Genomic DNA, 20,167 nt, shown 5'->3' with positions numbered 1-20,167 from the left:
GTCACACCTGTTCCCATCTCGAACACAGAAGTTAAGCTTCTTAGCGCCGATTGTAGTGAAGGGTTTCCCTTTGTGAGACTAGGACGTTGCCGCGCATGTTTTTATATAAGATCACAACAAAGGTTATCGACAAACTTGTCGGCAGCCTTTTTTTGTTGGCTGTAAAATAAAGTCCCGGCTAAGTCGCTTTGATGTATCATCCAGAAATAAAGTGTTAAAATAGTATCAAAGATAATCGGAAGAGGTTAAGGAGGAGTTTCGATGGCTGAAGAATTTGTAAAAACAAGAGATGGTTTCGTGATGTATGACGAAGATAAGAAGGTGATTGCAGAAATCACCTATGCTCCATATGGAGCAGATAAAGTTATAGCTAATCATACTTATGTGGACCCTTCCTTACGCGGGCAAGGGGTTGCAGAAAAACTCCTGGACTGCCTAGTGGAGGAAATGAAGGAGCAGGACAAGAAGATTGTGCCGCATTGCTCGTACGTCGACAGCATGTTCCGTAAACATGAGAAATATAAAGATATCTACAGTAAGGATTAAGGGATCATTCGCATGTTTTCACATAAATGATAGTAGCGGGCCGGAATTAGGGGAAGTAGTTCCGGCCTGTTATTTTAATTTTCTCATTGACAAGATTAGATAATGATGATAATTTAATTACAGTGGAATAAGATAACTATATAGGATATAGGGGCTATGAAGAGAAGAGTAGCTTTGGGAGATATGGCAGAGAGCTTCTGGTTGGGTGAGAGGAAGCATATCATAACAGAGTGAAGATGGTCTTGGAGCTTTTGATCAGGTGAATAATTACCCTGATTACGTACGCAGACGATATACTGCAGAGTATCAGAATCATTGCCCTTCGGCAGTCTTTCCTAGTACTCTTTGAGATATAAATCGTGAGGTTTATATAAACATGGGTGGTAACGCGAAGCTTTCGCCCCATAGTCGCAAGGCTGTGGTGGAGAAGGCTTTTTTGTACGGAAAAGGAAATCCAGGCAAAAAACAAAGAAATGAGGAATGGATGGTATGCCAATAAAAGTATCGAAACATCTACCTGCAATCAAAGAACTTGCCAAGGAAAACATATTCGTAATGGATGAAACAAGGGCAATCACACAAGATATCCGTCCTTTGCAAATCATCATCGTGAATCTTATGCCAACAAAGGAAGCAACAGAAACCCAATTTATTCGGTTGCTGTCAAACACATCCCTTCAAGTGGAAATAACGCTGCTGAGAATGGAAAGCTATGATGCGAAGAATATTTCCCAACAACATCTGGATTATTTCTACCGAACGTTTTCCGATATCAAAGACAAATATTTTGATGGAATGATTATTACGGGAGCCCCGGTTGAGAACCTTCCATTTGAAGAAGTGGATTATTGGGATGAATTGGTTGCAATAATGGAATGGTCGACAAGCCATGTCTTCTCGACGTTGCATATCTGTTGGGGCGCACAGGCAGGACTCTACCACCACTATCAAATCGGCAAATATCCGCTTCCTGAGAAGTTGTTCGGCGTATTCAAGCACTCTATATCGGACAGCAAAACAATGCTGCTACGGGGCTTTGATGACGAATTCTATATGCCTCATTCCCGCCATACTGACGTGAAGGAAGCAGACATTGAGGCCTGCAAGGATTTGGAGATACTTGCTACCTCCGAAGAAGCCGGCGTTTGCATTGTGCGCAGCAGGGATAACCGTTTTGTCTTTGTGACCGGCCATGCTGAATATGATCATGATACACTCGATAAGGAATACAAACGGGATCTTGCTCTGAACAAACCTATCAACTTGCCAGTCAACTACTATCCGAATGATGATCCGACGCAAAAGCCGGTGGTGCGTTGGAGAGCACATGCAAACATTCTCTGTGTCAATTGGTTGAACTATTTTGTATATCAAGAGACGCCGTATGACTTGAAACGCATTGAGGAACTCCGGCAAAAACTGAACGATAATTGAAATAGGCTGCCGGCAGATAGTTGTTTATTGCGATTGAGTAGAGGGCCCGTTCTCCGAAATGGGAAATGGGCCTTTACAAATCGTCTAAAATTATATATAATTTAGTGTGTTGTAACTCACTCATTAGGTGAGGTTACATCCATGCCGGCTTAGCTCAGTTGGTAGAGCATCGCACTCGTAACGCGGAGGTCACAGGTTCAAATCCTGCAGCCGGCATATAATCAAAAGGTTGGTACAACAAGTTTCTACGACTTTGTTGTACCAACCTTTTTGTTTCAAAAAGGTTAATTTGAGGTTGCGCATCTTATTTGTGGGATAGCGTATTGCAATGCCCGCAGGCAAGAGCTTTTATCCATGCTGCTTGAGCCATTGACCGGCTAAAGCCCGCTCTGTATAATGAATGGAAATCAAAAGTATCCTTTCGGAAAAGGGAGTGGAGTATTGGAACGCAGCAATATAATGAATTATAGAATAATATCTTTTTATGGCATTCTGGCTATCATAATAGGCATACTCGTCGGTGCTGTCGATACCGTTTTTGGACGGATATTGATTGCCGTAAGCGAATACCGGGACGCGCGACCGCAATTTTTGTTGCCATTTTTAGCCATTGCGGGATTGGTGATCGTCTTTGCTTATCAAAAATTTGGTAAGAACACCGCCAAAGGGATGGGGTTGGTTTTTTCGGCAGGGAATACGCAAGAGGAAGAGATCCCGAAACGGATGATTCCACTGGTCGTAGGAGGCACTTGGCTGACCCATCTCTTCGGCGGCAGTGCCGGACGCGAAGGGGTAGCCGTCCAGATCGGGGCGACTGTCGGCTATACATTCGGCAAACGGCTGCCTTTTTATGATGCGAAGCGAATTATGCTGGTTACAGGGATGGCGGCGGGTTTTGCCGGCCTTTTTGAAACCCCGATTGCGGCAACCTTCTTTGCTCTGGAGGTTCTGGCGGTGGGGCGCCTCGATTATCGGTCCTTATTTCCGGCTGCGATAGGCGCCTTCGTGGCATCCTATACGTCACATTTTTTAGGCTTGGAAAAATTCACCTATTCATTGGATGCGGAAATAGCTGTCACTTTTCCTTTCATAATGAAATTGCTGGTGCTGGGCATTATTTTTGGGGTCGTAGGGGGACTATTTGCCAAGGCATTGACGGATACAAAAAAATGGTTGGCGGAGAAACTGAAGAATCCGTATCAGCGTATCTTTTTCATGGGCCTTGGGTTGAGCGCAATCCTGCTGGTCCTCCAGATGGGACGTTATTCAGGACTGGGGACGAATTTGATCAACGCGAGTTTTCATAATGAAGCCATCCACGGCTATGATTGGATACTGAAGGCTGTTTTGACTATTCTGACGTTGGCCGCAGGGTTTCAGGGCGGGGAAGTGACGCCCCTGTTTTCGATCGGCGCCAGTCTAGGCTATTGGCTGGCCCCGTTCCTCGGCTTGCCGACAGAATTTGTGGCCGCACTGGGTTATGCGAGTGTGTTCGCATCCGCAACGAATACTTTCATGGCACCCATATTCATCGGGGCGGAGATATTCGGTTATGCGTATCTGCCTTATTTCTTTACAGTAGTGGGCATCTCCTACGTCTTTAACAATAACCGCTCCATCTACACCGGACAGTTGAACAATTTTATCTGACGAAAAAGAAGGCCGCCAAAATCAGCTTGTGATTTTGGCGGCCTTCTTTGCTTTTCTAAGGATATTTTTACGGCGATGGGTTCCGTTCTTTTCCGTACAGACTCACAATAACGAACCAGGTGCCGAGCAAGCCCAGAATGATGATGTAGGCGCTGATGACGCCAGCCGAGATGTAGCCGCCTAGCGTCAATCCCAGCGCGGCGAGGAGTTCCGCACCTTGGTAGGAGAGGGAACTGAAGGCCAGATAGGAGGCTTGTTTATTTTCAGGGATCAGATCCACTTTCCGGGCGTTGATATTAGGGGAGGAGGCCAATTCGCCGATCGTCGCCAAAATCATCAACGGCACCAGAATATAAATGCTGTTGAATACCGCAATCAACCCGTAGCCGATGACATACAGCACCAGTCCATAAAGAATGGCGCCCCGTTCCGATCTCTTTTCGGTCAGCTTGGAAATCAAAAAGGTGAAGCAGACAACCAAGATCGTATTGATCACCTGCAGGATACTGAGCATCCTTACTCCGTCGATGGGGACGGAGAAGAGCGTGATTGCTTCAAATTCCCGGGAAAGACGGACACCGGTATAGTTTTTCAAGGAAAATTCAGCCGCGTTGAACAGCGCCATGCCCAGGATGAGCAACACCCAACGTTTGTCTTTCGCCGCAATGCGGTAATTCAGCAAAAGGTCCTTCAAGGGATTTTTGTGCAGCTGCGCGGAAACCTGATTGTTGTAGTCCAACTTTCTCTGGAATGACAGGGCCAGCAGCAATTGCAGGATGGCTGTAACCAAGAAAAGATGGAGCAGAAAATGTTTGAATAGGAAGCCGCCGATCGAAAATCCCAAAGCCATCGAAAGATTGAAGGCCCAATATTGCATTTGATAGACCGTCTTGCGGTCAACGGGTGTGGTCGAGTCCATCAGCACGGCATCGAAGGCTGGGGAATAGAGGTTGAAAGAGATGCCGCAAATCCAATAGCCGATGACGAGCCAAAAATTGGCTGTCAGTATACCCGCAAACGTCAAGGCTATCAAGAGCAGAGATAAGCCGTATGACGTTTGGAAAATGAATAAAATCCGCTTTCTCTGGAAAGTATCGGCCAGATAGCCGCCGACGATCCCCGCGGTGAAGGCTGAAACGACATTCACCATGACGATGAGTCCGGTCCATTTTGGGCTGTAGATGCCGGCCAGATAGATGATCAAAAAAGGGATGGTGCAAGAATAGATTAAGCTACCCAAAAAGGAGGTAACCAAAGTTGTTTTGATGTTTTTTGAAAGAGGAGCGTACATAGATCACCTTCCTGTCGCTGATTGAAGAGCATATAGGTCAACATAGCACAATCCGTCGCTTTTTTCCAGCAATAGGAACGGGAACGGGGCGCTGAATGAAAGTCGGAATATAACAAAAATCGGACAATAGGTTATCATGGACAAAATATAAGTAACTGTTTATAATCAGTTAAGAAAATCAGACTTTAGCCATACGCATAATAACAAAGATGCTGATACAATGAGAATGCAGAAAAATGAGATATTTTAACGGAAGGGTTGCATTTCAGAAAAGCTTACACATAAATTACACAAAGCATATATTCGTCACGTATAATGAGATTGAACCGAGGAATAGGAATACGAGAGGTGATAGAGTGGAAATGGAAAGTACCCATCAAATGATTGATTTGAATCGCAAAATTATCCGAGGCTTGACGGTTGTGGGGTCAATATTGACACTTCTTTTGGGAATCTGGGTTTATCGTTCAGGCTTTTTCGAAGCGGAAGGCAGTTTCAAGGCCGTCCTGGAAGGAATGGGCATATATGGCCCCATCGCTTTCCTTTTGATTCAAATCATTCAGGTTGTCTATCCCGTCATCCCAGGAGGCATCACACTGGTCATAGCACAGTTGGTTTTTGGCCCGCTCTGGGGATTCGTGTACAGCTTCGTCGGGGTCCTGGTCGGATCGGTCATCAATTTCCTGTTAGCCCGCAAATATGGCAAAACTTTCGTCCGGGCATTCGTTTCTGAAGCAAGCTACCTCAAATACTACACTTGGCTGACCAAGGGCAAACGCTTCGACTGGCTGTTGGCATCGGCCTTCGCTTTGCCGGGCTTCCCCGATGATTTTTTATGCATGGTTGCCGGCTTGACAAAAATGTCCATGAAACGGTTCATGGCCATCTTCATGCTATTCAAACCCGTTACCCTGTACATTTATGGTATCGGGGGCGCCTCCCTTTTAACGTGGCTATTTCTTAATGTGCCGACCATCATCAAGGGATGGCTTGCTATCCAACCTGCCTTACATTAGACAAAAAATAATACTCTTCCTAAAAGAAAACGTGAAATCTTTTCCTTTTAGAAAGAGTATTTTTGTTAATCACATGCTTATTTTCTGCGGACCTTCATCAATGCTTTTGCAACGAAGGGAGCGATCAGGCCAGCGGCAACCGCTTCTCCGACGCCGTTTGTTGCAACAATTCCTGCTAATACTTTCAAAAGGTTAGAAGGATCGACATTAAGGGCTGCGGCGTATTCCGTTCCATAGAAGAGCGCGATGAAACCCAATACGAGAATGGTGTTGGTCAATGAGCCCATAACAGCGGCAACGACCATGCCGGTTTTTTCTTTCTTTTTTTTCAAAAAGGCTTGGTACACTAAACCGGCGACAAGTCCGACCAAAACACGTGGAACCACGGCGATGATGGGATTTGTCCATAAAAGCAAATCCAAAGGGGAAGCGGGCAGGGTATAGGCTTTGAACATGCGGGTCAATCCCCAGACCAATCCGACGATCATTCCGTCTTTTGTTCCCAAAACAAAGGCAGCGACGATAACGGTGATATGGATGATTGTCGGATTCAATGGCGGAATCGGAATGTTCCCCAAAAAAGGGACAAAGGTTTGGATGATGATAAAAGCAGATAAAATACCTAAAATTGCGATGCGATATGTTTTATTTCTACTATTTTGCACGAGACACAACCTTCCTTAAATTTCATGATTTTTCAGATAAACGTTAACTCATTGGTATTTTACCAAAAAGGCAGACAAAAAAATAGAAAGAGCCGACAAAATAAAAAAATGGATTCTGACCAGAAAAGTGTATTCGTTTTATTTCGACCGAAAAAAGGGTAAAATATAAATATAGTTGCAGGAAAGGAAAGGGAAATGAAAAAGATTTTTATCGGATTTATCCGTGGGTATCAAAAATTTATATCCCCGCTGTTTCCGCCGAGTTGCCGGTATTATCCGACATGTTCGAATTATGCCGTACAGGCAATCCAGAAACATGGCGCAATAAAAGGCAGCATCATGGGGATGACACGCATTTTGAGATGCCACCCATTTATAAAGGGCGGATATGATCCCGTACCGGATGCATTCAGCATCCATCACAACAGAGAGCATCAGCATAGTCACTCCGATCACGAGCATTTCCACGAACACTAGGATTTTTGCATATACCATTCCAACAATCAAAGGAGAGAGTAGTCATGGACGAATTAAAGAAAATTTTCTTAGCAGGTATCGGGTTCACCTCAACTTCAGTAGAAAAAGCAGAGAAACTGATCAACGAAATGGTTGAAAAGGGGCGCGTAACCGTCCAAGAAGGAAAAGAGCTGCAGGCGGAACTGACACGGAAAGCGACAGAATCGGTTCCGGCCACAAAAGCCGAAATGGAAGCATTGGATTTTGCGAAAAAAGAAGATGTTGAAGCCCTGACCGCAAAAGTCGATGCGCTCAATGAAAAATTAGATCAATTATTGAATAAATAGAAGGAAATTGGGTAAGGGGAGTTCGCGATGGTGAGAGACAAACGATTGAATGAAATAATAAGAATCCTTTCCACCTACGGGGTTCAGTTTGTCTACCATAATCAAGTGAAGACTAGCCATAAAGATCAAGACCCGGAAAACCTGCGTCTTGCATTCGAAAAACTGGGCCCCAGTTTCATAAAAATAGGGCAAATCCTCTCGACCCGCATCGATATCCTGCCGCAGGCATTTGTGGAAGAATTAGCACAGCTGCAGGACAAGGCGCCCGAGTTCCCTTTTTCGGAAGTGTCACGCATATTTATGGAAGAAACAAGCTTATCGTTGGGGGATGCTTTCCTGTCGATCGACGAGAAACCTTTAGCCAGCGCCTCAATTGCGCAGGTGCATAAAGCCATCTTGAGGACAGGCGAAGTTGTTGTCGTGAAAGTGCAGCGGCCAATCATCGATGAACTGCTGATCCGTGATTTGGATATCCTGATCCGGTTAAGCAAAAAAATTCCGGCAGGCTTGGTGGAAGTCATCGACCCGAAAGAGGCTCTGGAGCAGGTGAAAGCCAATACGTTGAATGAGCTGGATTTCCGCAACGAAGCCCATATGCTCCAGCGGTTCCGCGATTTGAACAAGAACATCGCCTGTATCGGCGTCCCCAAAATTTATCCAGGTTTGACGACCAGGCGCATTTTGGTGGAGGAATATATCGAAGGGACCAAAATCAACAATCATGAACAACTCGATTTGCTCGGCTATAATGAGGAGGATATCAGCCGTAAATTGATGTTGTCTTATTTAAAACAGGTATTCCATGACGGCTTTTTCCATGGCGATCCCCACCCAGGCAATTTCATCATCAAGGAAGGCAAGATCTATTTCATCGATTTTGGCATAATGGGTGAGCTGTCGGACAGTACAAAGGCATCTTTAAATGATATTATGCAGGGTTTGGCCTCGAGAGATATCGACAAGATGGTGAAGGTCTGCCTGGAATTGGGCACCCCCAGAGGCCGGGTCGACAAAAGAAAGCTATATGCGGATATTGAGCTGATGTTCGATATGTATTTATCGAATAATATGTTGACCGTGAATATGGCGACATTCATCACCGACTTCATCAGGATGTTCAAACGGCATAATATAGCCATCCCAAGCGACTTGACCATTTTGGCGAAATCCTTGTCGATACTGGAGGGCGTTTTCCAAGAGATATCACCGGAGTTGAAGCTTATCTCGCTTGCGAAAGACTACTTGAAGGAAAACATCAATGTGGCTACCTTGATGCAAAAGTTCTCGGCTGAAAAGTTGGCATTGAAGAGCTATGCCATCCTAAAGGACAGCAGCGAAATTCCGGGAAGCATCCTGACCTTATTGAAGCAGATGGCGAGCGGAAGGACGATGCTGAAGCTCGATGTGGATGAGTTGGATGAAAAATGGAAGGACATCAAAAAAATGTCCAACCGGGTGGTCATTTCCTTGATAGTGGCTGGCTTGCTCCTAGCCTCTTCGATCATGTCGGGTACACCGGGCGGCCAATTTTTGGGACAGGCTGGCTTCGTCATTGCCGGCTTGTTCGGCATTTGGCTGCTCATCTCCATATTCCGGTCGGGGAATCTCTGAATGACTGGCGGAAAGCAAGCGGAGCGGATGTGTTTTGCCTGCTTTCCTTTTTTCATTAAAAAAAACTAAAAATATTTTTTAAGGTATTGAAATAAATGGAAAGCTGGTATATTATATATTGGTCAGCTTTTGATGGAAAGCTTACGGAGGAGTAGCGAAGTGGCTAAACGCGGCGGACTGTAAATCCGCTCCTTAGGGTTCGGCAGTTCGAATCTGCCCTCCTCCACCATTGGGCTATCGCCAAGCGGTAAGGCAACAGACTTTGACTCTGTCATTCGTTGGTTCGAATCCAGCTAGCCCAGTCATGCAAAAACAGGAAAAATACATCCCACTGCGGGATGTGTTTTTCCTGTTTTTTTAGCAAAAAGTTCACAAATTAGTAAAAAGTTCATTGTAGAAATCGTGGTATGATAAGACATGTAGATGTTTACATGAAAAAGACAAATTAAAAATAGGAAAGCAGGGCAAACACATGGCTAAATGCGCAGATTGCAACATGGATTTAATGAAAGGTTTGACACTACATACACAAGGCGTTTATCAAGTTGAAGTTTCAAAAGGAAAAACATTGAATGATTCAGTAAGAGCATCTTTAGAAGCGGCTGTATGCCCTGGCTGCAGCAAAGTATCTTTCTACTTGCCTGAAGAAGAACTTGCAAAATTAGTCGACTGATGACGGCCGTTCTGTGATTGTCTTCATCCATTACAAATAAAACGAGTCCGGGAGCAATCTCCTGGACTCGTTTTTTTGGATACGATAATCAATGTTCGTTCGGATCGTTCCTTGCGTCATCATGTGTCGGGTGAACGGTACCCGGTACATGGTCGGGACCTGCGTAGATCGTATATAATTTAAGCGGCTGGTCACCCGTATTGGTGATATTGTGCCACATATCGGCAGGCACAAAGACAGCGTCATCATCAGATACGGCTTGTTCGAAGTTCAGGTTATTTTCAGCCGGCCCGATTTGGCACAGTCCTTGGCCTTTTTCGATGCGGATGAATTGATCGATGCCATGATGGACTTCCAAACCGATGTCATCTTTTGGTTGAATGGTCATTACGGTCACCTGCAATTTTTTCCCTGTCCAGATGGTTGTGCGGTAATTCTCATTTTGTAACGTTGCGTCCTCAATGTTCACTACATAGGGCGTTTGACCATGGTCCTTAAAATCGATAGTCATGCTGATTCCTCCTGTTTGAATGGATTGATTATTTATAATGGTTACAACCTAAGTACACCAAAATGAGAAAGTTGTGCAATCGATAAGCTTGATTGACCATTATTTTTTGTGCATCTTAATTGTACGCCTTTTGAAGCGCTTACTCAAGGAAACAATCTGCATTTTGCAATATCGTTTATGATATAATTGTATCTATAATATTAGCAGGGGGTGCACATGTGTCAATCGATTGGGGAGAAATGATCACTTGGAGCAATGCTTTTAATTTATTGGATATCTTGATTGTGTGGTATCTGGTCTATAAGCTGATCATGATATTTAAAGGGACGCGTGCCATTCAACTCTTAAAAGGGGTAGGCATCTTTGTGCTGATCAAATTTGCAGCGGTTTTTTTGCAGCTGCAGACCATCGATTGGATCATGAATAGCGTCATCCAATGGGGCGTTGTCGCCGTCATTATCGTATTCCAGCCTGAAATCAGAAAAGGATTGGAACATCTCGGGAAAACCGGGTTCCGGAAACGCTCCAAACGAACCATCAATGCAGGTGAACGGTTGGTGGCGGAACTGGACAAAGCCGTCCAGTACATGGCGAAACGGAAAATCGGAGCGCTCATTTCATTGGAAGAACAGGATTCCTTGGACGAGTATGCTTCAACTGGCATACCGATCGGAGGAGTGGTAACCAACCAACTGCTCATCAATATTTTCATTCCGAATACGCCTTTGCATGATGGCGCCGTCATCATCCAAGATTATAAAATAGCAACAGCGGCAAGCTATTTGCCACTTTCCGAAAGTTCCTTGATACCAAAAGAATTAGGGACACGTCATCGGGCGGCGATCGGCTTGTCCGAAGTCAGCGATGCCATCACAATCATCGTTTCAGAGGAAACGGGTGGCATCAGCATCGCCCATGGAAATAGACTGTTACGGGAAATGACAAGGGAAAATTTTGTGGCCTATTTGACGGACCAGTTGGTTGTGGAAGACCAGGAGGAAAAATCCACTAATTTCATTCAAGACATTTTTGACAATATGAAATGGGGGAGCTCCGAATGAAGAAAAAAGATGCCAAATTTTTCGAGAAAAAATGGGTTCTCCGGGGCGTTTCCTTGCTGGTTGCGTTACTGCTGTTCGCGTATGTCTATTCCGAAAACTACGGATTATCTACAATCAACAGGAACAGCTCCATCAGCACCAGCACGCAGGAGACCATTTCCAATGTGCCGATCCAAGTGGATATCAATACGGATCGTTATTTTATTTCGGGACTTCCCGAAACGGTTGTGCTCACTCTGAAAGGTCCCCAGAGTGTGTTGATGCAAACCATTTCCGCCGCAGATTATCGCGTGGTGACGGAGGATCTGAATGCTTTGGGGGCGGGGGAACATACCGTCCAACTGAGGGTGGAGAACCTGTCAAACGAAATAGAATACCAGCTTACGCCATCGCGGGTAAACGTGGTCATCGAAGAACGCGTGTCCATCAAGAGCCCTGTGGAACTCCGCTTCGATGAAAGTCTGGTCAACCCAGCATACAATGCAGGCAATCCGGTTTTAAGCGCCAATACTGTTACGCTTACAGGTCCGGCATCTACGATCGCGCGCGTCAAAAATGTATACGTGATCGTCCCTGCTGAAAATGGATTGACAAATTCGATAAATATGAATACAGTAGTACAAGTAGAAGACAGCGATGGCAATAAATTAAACGTTTCTGTCGAACCGCAAGAGGTAAATGTCAAAATTCCCATTACGCTTTATGGGAAGAAAGTACCGCTGATTGTGCAGCAAGTCGGCGTCCCTGTTGAAAACAAACAGTATGCGATTGAGATATCCGGCGACGATGTCGTCACCTTAACCGGTGATCGAGCCTTATTGGAAGGAATCGATCAAATCGCATTGCCGGTCAGCGTTACTGGCGTAGCTGAGAACAAGACGCAGACGATCGTCATCCCGCTGCCGAGCGGATCATTGACAGCGACGCCGGGCAGCGTAGAAGTCACGATAACGGTTAAAGATGCGAATGCAGCTTCAACGGCCGCTGAATCGAGTTCCGTTCCAACGGCTTCAGATACATCATCGGCAAGCGAGAGCAGCGTGAGTCCTTCGACGGAACAAGCCAGCAGTGGCAGCCAAAAGGACAGCAGTTCATAAAAATAATAATAATCCATGAAGACGAAATAAATATAAAATTTAAAGGAGATTACAGGTAATGGGTAAGTATTTTGGAACAGACGGTGTAAGAGGCGTTGCGAATAGCGAATTGACACCGGAATTAGCTTTCAAACTAGGCCGTTTTGGAGGATATGTCTTAAGACAACATGCTAAAGATATAGCACATCCACTCGTGTTGGTTGCGCGTGATACTAGAATTTCAGGACAATTGTTGGAATATGCACTGGTTTCCGGCTTATTATCAGTCGGTATTGAAGTGTTGCAATTGGGAGTCATCCCTACACCGGGTGTCGCTTATCTGACACGCATTCAAGGTGCCGTGGCAGGCGTCATGATTTCTGCATCGCACAATCCTGCCGGCGACAATGGCATCAAATTCTTCGGCGCTGACGGCTTCAAACTGTCGGATGAACAGGAATACGAAATCGAAGCATACTTGGATCAAGAAGAGGATACTTTACCGAGACCTTCCGCTGAAGGCTTGGGGACAGTGGATGAATATCCGGAAGGCGTTTTGAAATATGCGCAATACTTGCAAACGACCATCCCGGATGACTTATCCGGCATCACCGTCTGCCTGGATGCGGCAAACGGGGCAGCATCACCGGTCGTCAATCGTTTATTCGCAGACTTGGAAACAGACTTCTATACAATGGGTGCAAATCCAGACGGCATCAACATCAACAAAGGCGTCGGTTCGACGCATCCGGATGTCCTAGGTAAATTTGTCGTTGAGAAGAAAGCGGATGTCGGCTTGGCATTTGACGGCGACGCCGATCGCTGTATCGCGGTGGATGAGAATGGGCGCATCATTGACGGCGACAGAATCATGTTCATCTGCGGTAAATATTTGAAGGACCACAATAAATTGAACCACAACACAATCGTCTCCACTGTCATGAGCAACCTGGGCTTCCATAAAGCTATCGAAGCCGCAGGCATGATCGCTTTGAAGACGCAAGTCGGCGACCGTTATGTCGTGGAAGAAATGCGCAAAAATGGCTACAACTTGGGCGGCGAACAATCCGGACACGTTGTCTTCCTTGAAATGAACACAACCGGCGATGGCCTGTTGACTGGTATTCAATTGTTGAACGTCATGAAACAAACCGGCAAAAAACTTTCAGAGTTGGCTGATGAAGTAACCATTTACCCGCAAGAATTGGTGAACGTGCGCGTTTCCGATAAAGATGGCGTGATGGACATTCCGGCTGTGAAAGCTGTCATCGAAGAAGTTGAAGCGGAAATGAACGGAAAGGGCCGCATTCTGGTTCGCCCAAGCGGAACCGAACCATTACTGCGCGTCATGGCGGAAGCCGAAACAGACGAAAAATGCCATGAATACGTTATGCGCATCGTCAACATAGTGAAACAAGAAATAGGCATCTGATAAAGGCTGTCATATAACGTTCAGGGTCGTGAAACACTGCAGGAGTGGTGTTTCATGGCTCTTTTTATTCATGCACCGAGAACACCCGTGATTTCAATCATGGGATGAATCGGAATGATTGCAAAGCTATACAACCGCATGTTAAAAATGTATAATGCGCTAAAAGCGGCCGTTTTTTTGTAAGCGGAACCAAAGTTTTGGAGGCTAGTCCGACTATGACACGGAAATTTTTATCAAATCCTGATTCTGCCTGCCCTGCTGAAAATGAATAAGGAGGTGTGGCCATGACAAAACCAAAACGATTCCATGCAAATGAAGACCTTTTTGAGTTGCCGAACATAAGGAGGGTTGGCCATTATCTCAGCGGAATGATCATGCCGAATGTGAGTGTCTTCATCACTTGGGGTATCATTACAACTCTCATTCAATACCTTCAGGGTCCGCTCCAGCAATCCTTTATTGAAATGGATCACATCATGATTTATTTTCTCCTCCCGGTTCTGATTGCCTATACTGGGGGACGATTGATCGAGCAAAGAGCCGGGGTCGTGGCGGCCATCGCGGTGATTGGAATTCTTGTAGACTTTGAAGACCCGCAAATACTGGGAGCTATGGTAATAGGACCGTTGGCTGGCTGGAGTGTTTTCCTTTTCGATAAATATTTTTTGCCAAAGGTCAAAGCAGGTTATGAGATGCTGATCCGTAATTTTTCGGCGGGGATCATCGGCATGCTGTTCGGCTATTTGAGTCTGGTTTTTATCGGCCCGTTCATTGCGGGCGTCACTCAGAAAGCGGGTCTGTTCGTTGGCTGGTTGATCCAGCGGAACCTGCTTTTGTTGGCCAATATTTTTATCGAGCCGTTGAAAGTGTTGTTCTTGAACAATACGCTCAACCACGGTATCTTGACGCCATTGGGGATTGAGCAAGCGGGGGATACAGGAACTTCGCTGCTCTTTTTGATCGAAACGAATCCCGGGCCGGGGCTGGGGGTATTATTGGCATTTATTCTGTTCAGCCGTAAAGAACTGAAGGCCAATGCCAGCGGCGCATTAATGATTCATCTGATCGGCGGGATCCATGAGATTTACTTCCCGTTTGTTTTACTGAACCCTTTGTTGTTTGCGGCCGTCATTTTGGGCGGCATGAGCGGCACTTTGATTTTTGAATTATTTCAAGTGGGTTTGAAGGCTCCGGCTTCCCCGGGATCGCTCGTGATGATTTTAGCGAATGCACCGCAAAATATGCTGCTGGGGGTTACTTGCGGCATTTCAGTAAGCGCTCTGATTAGTTTTTTGATCGCCGCCATCGTGATCAGAAAAGATTACACAAAAAAAGAAATTTCAGAAAAGGTGACGAAATTGACGGAAGTTCAGAAGATTTTATTCGCTTGTGACGCGGGCATGGGTTCAAGTGCGATGGGAGCCAGCATGATGCGGCAACAATTGAAGGAAAGGGGCATTTCCATCCCCGTTGACTACACTTCCATTTACCGCGTGAATGATGATCCCCATCTTTTGCTTATTACCCAAAATGAGTTGAAGCATTTAGCCGAAATCCAAGCCCCCCACGCCCAAATAGTCACAATTGGAAATTTTTTGGATCAAGAGGAGTATACGAAAGTTGTGGCGTTGCTGACTGAGGAACATGAAAAAAATGTTAGTCCGGAACCGTTCGGAGAAAAAATACCGTATCAAAAGATCGTCTTTTTATATGCTGATGGTGTGCGGGGTTCCCAGACCATGGCGGTGCAGGCGTTCCGCAATTTAGCGCAGAAGTACAGCGTAGTGATCGACGTTGAAAAGCAACCCCTGGAACATCTGCTTTTGGATCAAAGGAATCTATATATCGTCACTGAAAAATTTGCTTCTGAAAACGCGCTGCCGAAGGGACCGCTGCTGATTGTGGAGCATCTTATTGCAACGAACAAATACGAGAAACTATTGAGGGGAGACTTGTCGGATGTTTCTAACGCCTAGAGAGACTATCATCTTAAAAGAATTGCTGCATACTGCCTCGCCGGTCACCGTGGAACACCTGATGAGTCTTCTTAAAGTCAGCAAGCGTACGGTTTACCGCGAATTGGCAAATCTGGAGCTGTCTTTGGAATCCATCGGTGCAAAGCTGGAAAAAGCGGGACTGGGTCGTTTCCGATTAATTGCTGAGGATAGCGTAAAAACAGAAATTCTCTCCGCCGTTTCTGAAGATGAGCCTTCCGAATTATCTGCCACCGAACGCCAACATGCCATTTTGCTGCAGCTATTGAACAGTGATCAGCCGATCAGCATGCAGACTTTTCTGGATGAATTCCTGATCAGCAACACCACGTTTTTTGCCGATATCAAACAGTTGGAAACGCGGTTGGCTCGCCTGCCCCTAACAATCACGAGAAATCGCGGCTATGAACTTGCCGGCAGCGAAAAGTATCGCCGTCTCTTATTGGCCAATATTCTGGGGATAGAGATCAATGAGTATCACTTCTTTCACTTTTCAGAATCGAAAGATAAAGAAAGTTTCTTTTTGCAATTCGTAAATCAAGAACAGCTGCTTTTTGCTCAAAAACTGGTACGGGAAATCGTAGAACCACGTTTTTCTGACTTGAGTGACCGGAAACTGGAATTTTTGATTTTGATGCTGACCATTGCCATGGATCGCGTCCCACGAGGCCACCAGCTGGTGGAAGATTCCTATGCGGGACAAATCAATAAAGAACTTTTGGATTTAGCGAAGCAAATTTTTGCCAAAATCGCAGCGCATACGAAGCAATTGTATGCGGTCAGTGAAGTCGTTTTCTTTGCTAATTTATTGGGCGATTTTTCCAAGTCCTTGGATGACGATTTTTTTAAGGAAAGCTTTGATACGCGCTTAGCTTATCAAGTGAAGCAATTGATCGAAAACGTCAGTCGCGATGCGGAAGTCAATTTCTTTGAAGATCCCAATTTGTACAAAATGCTCTTGACGCACCTTTCGGGGGCGTTAAGCCGAGCCATTTTAAACCAAGGAAACCTCAATAATCCCATCCTGGAACGAATCATGGCGCAATACTCGGAAGTTGCGAGTGCGATCCGCAACGCCTTGCCGCAAGTCTTTCCGCAGCAGCAATTTTCTGAAGAAGAGATCGCCTATATGGTATTGCATTTCGCTAATTCCCTGGAACGCAGCCCTAAAGTCATTGCAGTGGATATTGCCGGAATTTCCCCCAGCGGATTGGCTTCGACGCGCATGCTGGAAATGCGTTTGCGGAAACATTTTCCTTTCATCAATGATATCGTCTTTTTTCGCATAGCCGACCTGGGGAAACTCAATCTGGAAGAGAAGTTTGATTTGACCATCTCTACTTCATTGTTGCCGGGATACAGCGGGAAATATTTATTGGTCTCCCCTTTGCTTTTGGAGGACGAGGTCAAGCAACTCAAAGAAGCGTTTCGTGCAATCAGTCATACGAAGCGGAATGTCCAGCTTCCGGCGAAGCCTAGCTTGTCCGAAAATGATGACTATCAGGAAGTCATGACCTTTATCGATGAAATCAATCAGTTGTTGAAGCATTTTTTCGTCAAGCCGTTGGAGAATAACGCCAATGTTTTTGAAACGGTCTCTTTGGCTGTGAAAAGCATTGCAGCTGACACCATCGCCGATCCGGCAACGGTCCGGGATAAATTGATGAATCGCTATCAGCAAGCGCCGATCGGCATTCCCAATACCCACTTTGCCTTGTTCCACGCCTCCCACGCTGCGGTTCTACAACCCTGTTTTTGTGTCTTTGATTTGAAAACGCCACTTGAAATAATGGGTATGGACAAAAAAACAATGACTTTATCCCGGATGCTGGTCATGCTGGCCCCCGATCCGATCGAAGAGAATGTCGCTAAGATGCTGGGAAAAATCAGCGGAGCGATCATCATGAACGATTTGGGGATCGAGATTTTTAATTCCGGCAATGAAGCGATCATTTACCAATTGTTGTCCGCCCTCTTGATCGAAGAAGTGAAGAAGTGAGGAATCCTTATGATTACAATCAAAGATCAGCATATTCTGTTGAATCAAACTTACCGCACTGCCGAAGAAGCGCTTGTCGCCGCCGGGGAATTCCTGGTGGCGCAGGGGTTGGTATCACCGCCCTATATCCAATCCATGCTTGCGCGCCAGCGTAAAGTGAGTGTCTACGTCGGCAATTTTGTCGCCCTGCCCCACGGTGACAGCGAGGGACAGCCTTATATTGAAGAAGAGGGCATCTGCCTGATTCAAGTGCCTGACGGCGTTGATTTCGGCAACGGACAGGAACCGCAAATTGCGACTGTTCTTTTTGTGGTGGCCCTTAAGGAAAAACAATTGGAAGCCTTGCAGGATATCGCTTTTTTCTGCTCGGATCTCGAGAACGTGATGGCGTTGAGCGATGCCAAAGATTTACAAGCGATACAAGAAATTCTAAAAAACGGATAATATATCCAAATTAAACTAACTACAAAATGTAATCAGTCCTTCCACCGGATGGAAGTCTGATTGCATTTTTTTGCGCTTATTTCCTGCATAGGTCTTCCTGAACAAAAACTAAATCAAGGCTTGGCACAAATAAACGTGCCAAAGCACGACTATAAACCCAAGTGGGAAGCGCATACAATAAAGACATCAAAAGAAACAGTTTGAAGGGAGAAACAAAAGATGGAACAGACACAACAGGCATCGCTAAAGGCAAAAGTTCAAAAGTTTGGCAGTACGCTTTCAAGCATGGTGATGCCAAATATCGGGGCACTCATCGCTTGGGGAGTTTTAACGGCACTATTCATTCCCGATGGCTATTTGCCGAATGAATCCTTCGCTACGATGGTTGGCCCGATGATTACGTATTTAATTCCCTTGTTGATCGGCTATACCGGAGGAAAAGTAATCGCAGGCGATCGCGGTGCAGTTGTCGGCGCAATCGCCACAATGGGAGTCATCGTAGGGACTGACATTCCCATGATGCTGGGGGCCATGATCATGGGCCCGTTGAGTGGTTTTGTCATCAAGAAATTCGATGACATTTTCCAAAGTAAAATCAAAACCGGTTTTGAAATGTTAGTCAACAATTTCTCGGCAGGCTTGATCGGGTTTGCTTTAGCCCTTCTGGGATTTGTGGCGATCGGACCGGTGGTGGATGGTTTGACACAAGCAATGGCAGCCGGCGTAGAAACTATCTTGAATGCACACTTGATTCCTTTGGCGAATATCTTTATCGAACCAGCGAAAATTCTTTTCTTGAACAATGCGATCAATCACGGGATTTTGACACCGTTAGGAACGGAACAAGTCGGTGAAACAGGACGTTCGATCCTCTTCTTATTAGAATCAAATCCTGGTCCTGGGTTAGGCGTGTTATTAGCCTTCACTTTGTTCGGCAAAGGCTCAGCAAAATCGACAGCGCCAGGCGCTATGATCATCCACTTCTTCGGCGGAATTCATGAAATTTATTTCCCTTACGTCATGATGAAACCGCTGTTATTTTTAGCGGTTATCTCAGGCGGCGTTTCCGGAAGTTTTGTGTTCCAACTTTTAGGTGCCGGTTTACGGGCTCCGGCTTCACCAGGTTCAATCATCGCGATCTTAGCTATGACACCAATGGGGGGAAATCTACCCGTTATTTTAGGGGTCGCGGCAGGCGCAGCAGCATCCTTTGCGGTAGCAACCGTCATTTTGAAAGCCGACGCCACAGAAGCAGTCGATAATTTTGAAGAAAGCGTAAAAGCGACACAGGCCGCAAAATTAAGCGCGAAAGGGCTTGCGGGCCAAACAAGCATGGCGGGAATCCAACACATCATTTTTGCCTGCGATGCAGGGATGGGATCCAGTGCAATGGGAGCCTCTATCCTACGCAAAAAAATCAACACCGCCGGGTTACCCCAAGATGTTACCAATCGCGCCATCAATAATCTGACGGATGCGGCGAACACGTTGATCGTCACCCAGGAGGAATTGCAGGAAAGAGCCCAACAAAAAGCGCCAAGTGCAACTTTTGTCGCAATCGAGAATTTCCTGAACTCGCCAAAATACGATGAAATCGTGGCGACGCTATCCGGCATTAGCCACGAAGAAATAGTCGTTGAACCGGCAGCACCGACCCTTGGTTTTGACTTGGCAAATATCAGTGAAATCGTGTTGGTCCATGACGACCGCAAAGGCTCCGCCACGATGGGGCAAAAAGTAGTAGCACGGATTTTGGAAAGGGAGGCTTTGGCAATCCCTTTGAAAAAAATGCATATCAATGACTTGAAAGCATCTCCACAAACGTTGGTGATCAGCAAAAACAGTTTGACGCAAGCGGCCCAGAAAAAAGTTCCAAAAGCCGTGCATCTATCAGTCGACAGTCTGATCACCACGCCGAAATATGAAAGTATCGTCGCCAACTTGAAGGAAATAGCTTAGGG

18 protein-coding genes, 3 tRNA genes, 1 rRNA gene and 1 other annotated feature are annotated in these 20,167 nt (G+C 45.7%); of the genes, 19 read left to right on the top strand and 3 right to left on the bottom strand.

Annotated features, from left to right (window positions below; all coding sequences use genetic code 11):
- The 5 genes from rrf to BM101_RS10950 form a co-directional block, all read left to right on the top strand.
- Nucleotides 1-95, top strand: a 5S ribosomal RNA gene (gene rrf / locus BM101_RS10970); the annotation flags it as partial.
- A 166-nt stretch (nt 96-261) separates the two neighbouring features.
- Complete coding sequence (locus tag BM101_RS10965; RefSeq protein ID WP_087034105.1) at nt 262-546, top strand: GNAT family N-acetyltransferase; 285 nt, start codon at nt 262-264, stop codon at nt 544-546.
- A 147-nt stretch (nt 547-693) separates the two neighbouring features.
- Nucleotides 694-954 (top strand) — a binding site (T-box leader).
- 81 nt (nt 955-1,035) lie between these two features.
- Nucleotides 1,036-1,980, top strand: coding sequence for a homoserine O-acetyltransferase MetA (metA, locus tag BM101_RS10960; protein WP_087034106.1), 945 nt, complete (start codon nt 1,036-1,038; stop codon nt 1,978-1,980).
- Nucleotides 1,981-2,123: 143 nt separating this feature from the next.
- Nucleotides 2,124-2,196 (top strand) — tRNA-Thr (locus BM101_RS10955).
- Nucleotides 2,197-2,439: 243 nt separating this feature from the next.
- Nucleotides 2,440-3,630, top strand: coding sequence for a chloride channel protein (locus tag BM101_RS10950; RefSeq protein WP_087034159.1), 1,191 nt, complete (start codon nt 2,440-2,442; stop codon nt 3,628-3,630).
- Nucleotides 3,631-3,697: 67 nt separating this feature from the next.
- Here the strand turns inward: BM101_RS10950 and BM101_RS10945 are convergent, their stop codons facing one another.
- A complete protein-coding gene (locus tag BM101_RS10945; protein ID WP_087034107.1) occupies nt 3,698-4,921 on the bottom strand; it encodes an MFS transporter in 1,224 nt (407 codons plus the stop codon).
- Between the two features lie 362 nt (nt 4,922-5,283).
- Here BM101_RS10945 and BM101_RS10940 point away from each other — a divergent pair, with 362 nt between their 5' ends.
- Complete coding sequence (locus BM101_RS10940) at nt 5,284-5,937, top strand: TVP38/TMEM64 family protein (RefSeq protein ID WP_087034160.1); 654 nt, start codon at nt 5,284-5,286, stop codon at nt 5,935-5,937.
- A gap of 77 nt (nt 5,938-6,014) precedes the next feature.
- On the opposite strand, the gene BM101_RS10935 is transcribed toward BM101_RS10940, so the two are convergent.
- Nucleotides 6,015-6,602, bottom strand: coding sequence for an ECF transporter S component (locus tag BM101_RS10935; protein ID WP_087034108.1), 588 nt, complete (start codon nt 6,600-6,602; stop codon nt 6,015-6,017).
- A gap of 195 nt (nt 6,603-6,797) precedes the next feature.
- Here BM101_RS10935 and yidD point away from each other — a divergent pair, with 195 nt between their 5' ends.
- The 6 genes from yidD to BM101_RS10905 all read left to right on the top strand — a co-directional run bounded on the left by yidD (nt 6,798) and on the right by BM101_RS10905 (nt 9,689).
- The gene (gene yidD, locus BM101_RS10930) at nt 6,798-7,079 is read left to right on the top strand and encodes a membrane protein insertion efficiency factor YidD (RefSeq protein WP_087034109.1); all 282 of its coding nucleotides are present in this window, start codon (nt 6,798-6,800) and stop codon (nt 7,077-7,079) included.
- A 44-nt stretch (nt 7,080-7,123) separates the two neighbouring features.
- Nucleotides 7,124-7,405: a phasin family protein gene (locus BM101_RS10925; protein ID WP_087034110.1), complete on the top strand. Its 282-nt coding sequence runs from the start codon at nt 7,124-7,126 to the stop codon at nt 7,403-7,405.
- Nucleotides 7,406-7,432: 27 nt separating this feature from the next.
- Nucleotides 7,433-9,016: an ABC1 kinase family protein gene (locus BM101_RS10920; RefSeq protein ID WP_087034111.1), complete on the top strand. Its 1,584-nt coding sequence runs from the start codon at nt 7,433-7,435 to the stop codon at nt 9,014-9,016.
- Between the two features lie 145 nt (nt 9,017-9,161).
- Nucleotides 9,162-9,245: transfer RNA gene (locus tag BM101_RS10915), tRNA-Tyr, on the top strand.
- Between the two features lies 1 nt (nt 9,246).
- Nucleotides 9,247-9,318 (top strand) — tRNA-Gln (locus tag BM101_RS10910).
- 170 nt (nt 9,319-9,488) lie between these two features.
- A complete protein-coding gene (locus tag BM101_RS10905; RefSeq protein WP_087034112.1) occupies nt 9,489-9,689 on the top strand; it encodes a hypothetical protein in 201 nt (66 codons plus the stop codon).
- An 88-nt stretch (nt 9,690-9,777) separates the two neighbouring features.
- Here the strand turns inward: BM101_RS10905 and BM101_RS10900 are convergent, their stop codons facing one another.
- Nucleotides 9,778-10,200, bottom strand: a complete 423-nt coding sequence (locus BM101_RS10900) for a cupin domain-containing protein (RefSeq protein WP_087034113.1) — start codon at nt 10,198-10,200, stop codon at nt 9,778-9,780.
- Nucleotides 10,201-10,418: 218 nt separating this feature from the next.
- Between BM101_RS10900 and cdaA the strand changes: the two genes are divergently transcribed.
- The 7 genes from cdaA to BM101_RS10865 all read left to right on the top strand — a co-directional run bounded on the left by cdaA (nt 10,419) and on the right by BM101_RS10865 (nt 20,165).
- Nucleotides 10,419-11,261, top strand: a complete 843-nt coding sequence (gene cdaA, locus BM101_RS10895) for a diadenylate cyclase CdaA (RefSeq protein ID WP_087034114.1) — start codon at nt 10,419-10,421, stop codon at nt 11,259-11,261.
- Nucleotides 11,258-12,358: a CdaR family protein gene (locus tag BM101_RS10890; RefSeq protein WP_177194489.1), complete on the top strand. Its 1,101-nt coding sequence runs from the start codon at nt 11,258-11,260 to the stop codon at nt 12,356-12,358. Before cdaA ends, BM101_RS10890 begins: the two co-directional genes overlap by 4 nt.
- A 58-nt stretch (nt 12,359-12,416) precedes the next feature.
- The gene (gene glmM, locus BM101_RS10885; RefSeq protein ID WP_087034116.1) at nt 12,417-13,769 is read left to right on the top strand and encodes a phosphoglucosamine mutase; all 1,353 of its coding nucleotides are present in this window, start codon (nt 12,417-12,419) and stop codon (nt 13,767-13,769) included.
- A gap of 284 nt (nt 13,770-14,053) precedes the next feature.
- Complete coding sequence (locus BM101_RS10880; RefSeq protein ID WP_087034117.1) at nt 14,054-15,745, top strand: PTS transporter subunit EIIC; 1,692 nt, start codon at nt 14,054-14,056, stop codon at nt 15,743-15,745.
- Entirely contained in the window at nt 15,729-17,762 is a 2,034-nt protein-coding gene (locus BM101_RS10875; protein ID WP_087034118.1) for a BglG family transcription antiterminator, read from the top strand. The genes BM101_RS10880 and BM101_RS10875 overlap by 17 nt, the downstream gene beginning before the upstream one ends.
- Before the next feature lie 9 nt (nt 17,763-17,771).
- Nucleotides 17,772-18,206 carry a PTS sugar transporter subunit IIA gene (locus BM101_RS10870; protein ID WP_087034119.1) on the top strand — a complete coding sequence of 145 codons (435 nt, stop codon included), beginning with the start codon at nt 17,772-17,774 and terminating at the stop codon, nt 18,204-18,206.
- Nucleotides 18,207-18,425: 219 nt separating this feature from the next.
- Nucleotides 18,426-20,165, top strand: a complete 1,740-nt coding sequence (locus BM101_RS10865; protein WP_087034120.1) for a PTS mannitol transporter subunit IICBA — start codon at nt 18,426-18,428, stop codon at nt 20,163-20,165.
- Nucleotides 20,166-20,167: the final 2 nt, after the last annotated feature.

The organism is Trichococcus palustris (genome assembly GCF_900114465.1).
GTDB lineage: Bacteria > Bacillota > Bacilli > Lactobacillales > Aerococcaceae > Trichococcus > Trichococcus palustris.
Note: the sequence above shows the minus strand (reverse complement) of the source record. Positions and strands in the feature narration are given on the sequence as shown.

What these genes read in the sequence shown, in the direction of transcription:
- glmM (WP_087034116.1), top strand. Translation starts at nt 12,417, where the DNA reads ATGGGTAAGTATTTTGGAACAGACGGTGTAAGAGGCGTTGCGAATAGC.
- yidD (WP_087034109.1), top strand. Translation starts at nt 6,798, where the DNA reads ATGAAAAAGATTTTTATCGGATTTATCCGTGGGTATCAAAAATTTATA.
- metA (WP_087034106.1), top strand. Translation starts at nt 1,036, where the DNA reads ATGCCAATAAAAGTATCGAAACATCTACCTGCAATCAAAGAACTTGCC.
- BM101_RS10905 (WP_087034112.1), top strand. Translation starts at nt 9,489, where the DNA reads ATGGCTAAATGCGCAGATTGCAACATGGATTTAATGAAAGGTTTGACA.
- BM101_RS10965 (WP_087034105.1), top strand. Translation starts at nt 262, where the DNA reads ATGGCTGAAGAATTTGTAAAAACAAGAGATGGTTTCGTGATGTATGAC.
- BM101_RS10945 (WP_087034107.1), bottom strand. Translation starts at nt 4,921, where the DNA reads ATGTACGCTCCTCTTTCAAAAAACATCAAAACAACTTTGGTTACCTCC.
- BM101_RS10925 (WP_087034110.1), top strand. Translation starts at nt 7,124, where the DNA reads ATGGACGAATTAAAGAAAATTTTCTTAGCAGGTATCGGGTTCACCTCA.
- BM101_RS10875 (WP_087034118.1), top strand. Translation starts at nt 15,729, where the DNA reads ATGTTTCTAACGCCTAGAGAGACTATCATCTTAAAAGAATTGCTGCAT.
- BM101_RS10870 (WP_087034119.1), top strand. Translation starts at nt 17,772, where the DNA reads ATGATTACAATCAAAGATCAGCATATTCTGTTGAATCAAACTTACCGC.
- BM101_RS10865 (WP_087034120.1), top strand. Translation starts at nt 18,426, where the DNA reads ATGGAACAGACACAACAGGCATCGCTAAAGGCAAAAGTTCAAAAGTTT.
- BM101_RS10900 (WP_087034113.1), bottom strand. Translation starts at nt 10,200, where the DNA reads ATGACTATCGATTTTAAGGACCATGGTCAAACGCCCTATGTAGTGAAC.
- BM101_RS10890 (WP_177194489.1), top strand. Translation starts at nt 11,258, where the DNA reads ATGAAGAAAAAAGATGCCAAATTTTTCGAGAAAAAATGGGTTCTCCGG.
- BM101_RS10880 (WP_087034117.1), top strand. Translation starts at nt 14,054, where the DNA reads ATGACAAAACCAAAACGATTCCATGCAAATGAAGACCTTTTTGAGTTG.
- BM101_RS10950 (WP_087034159.1), top strand. Translation starts at nt 2,440, where the DNA reads ATGAATTATAGAATAATATCTTTTTATGGCATTCTGGCTATCATAATA.
- BM101_RS10920 (WP_087034111.1), top strand. Translation starts at nt 7,433, where the DNA reads ATGGTGAGAGACAAACGATTGAATGAAATAATAAGAATCCTTTCCACC.
- BM101_RS10940 (WP_087034160.1), top strand. Translation starts at nt 5,284, where the DNA reads ATGGAAAGTACCCATCAAATGATTGATTTGAATCGCAAAATTATCCGA.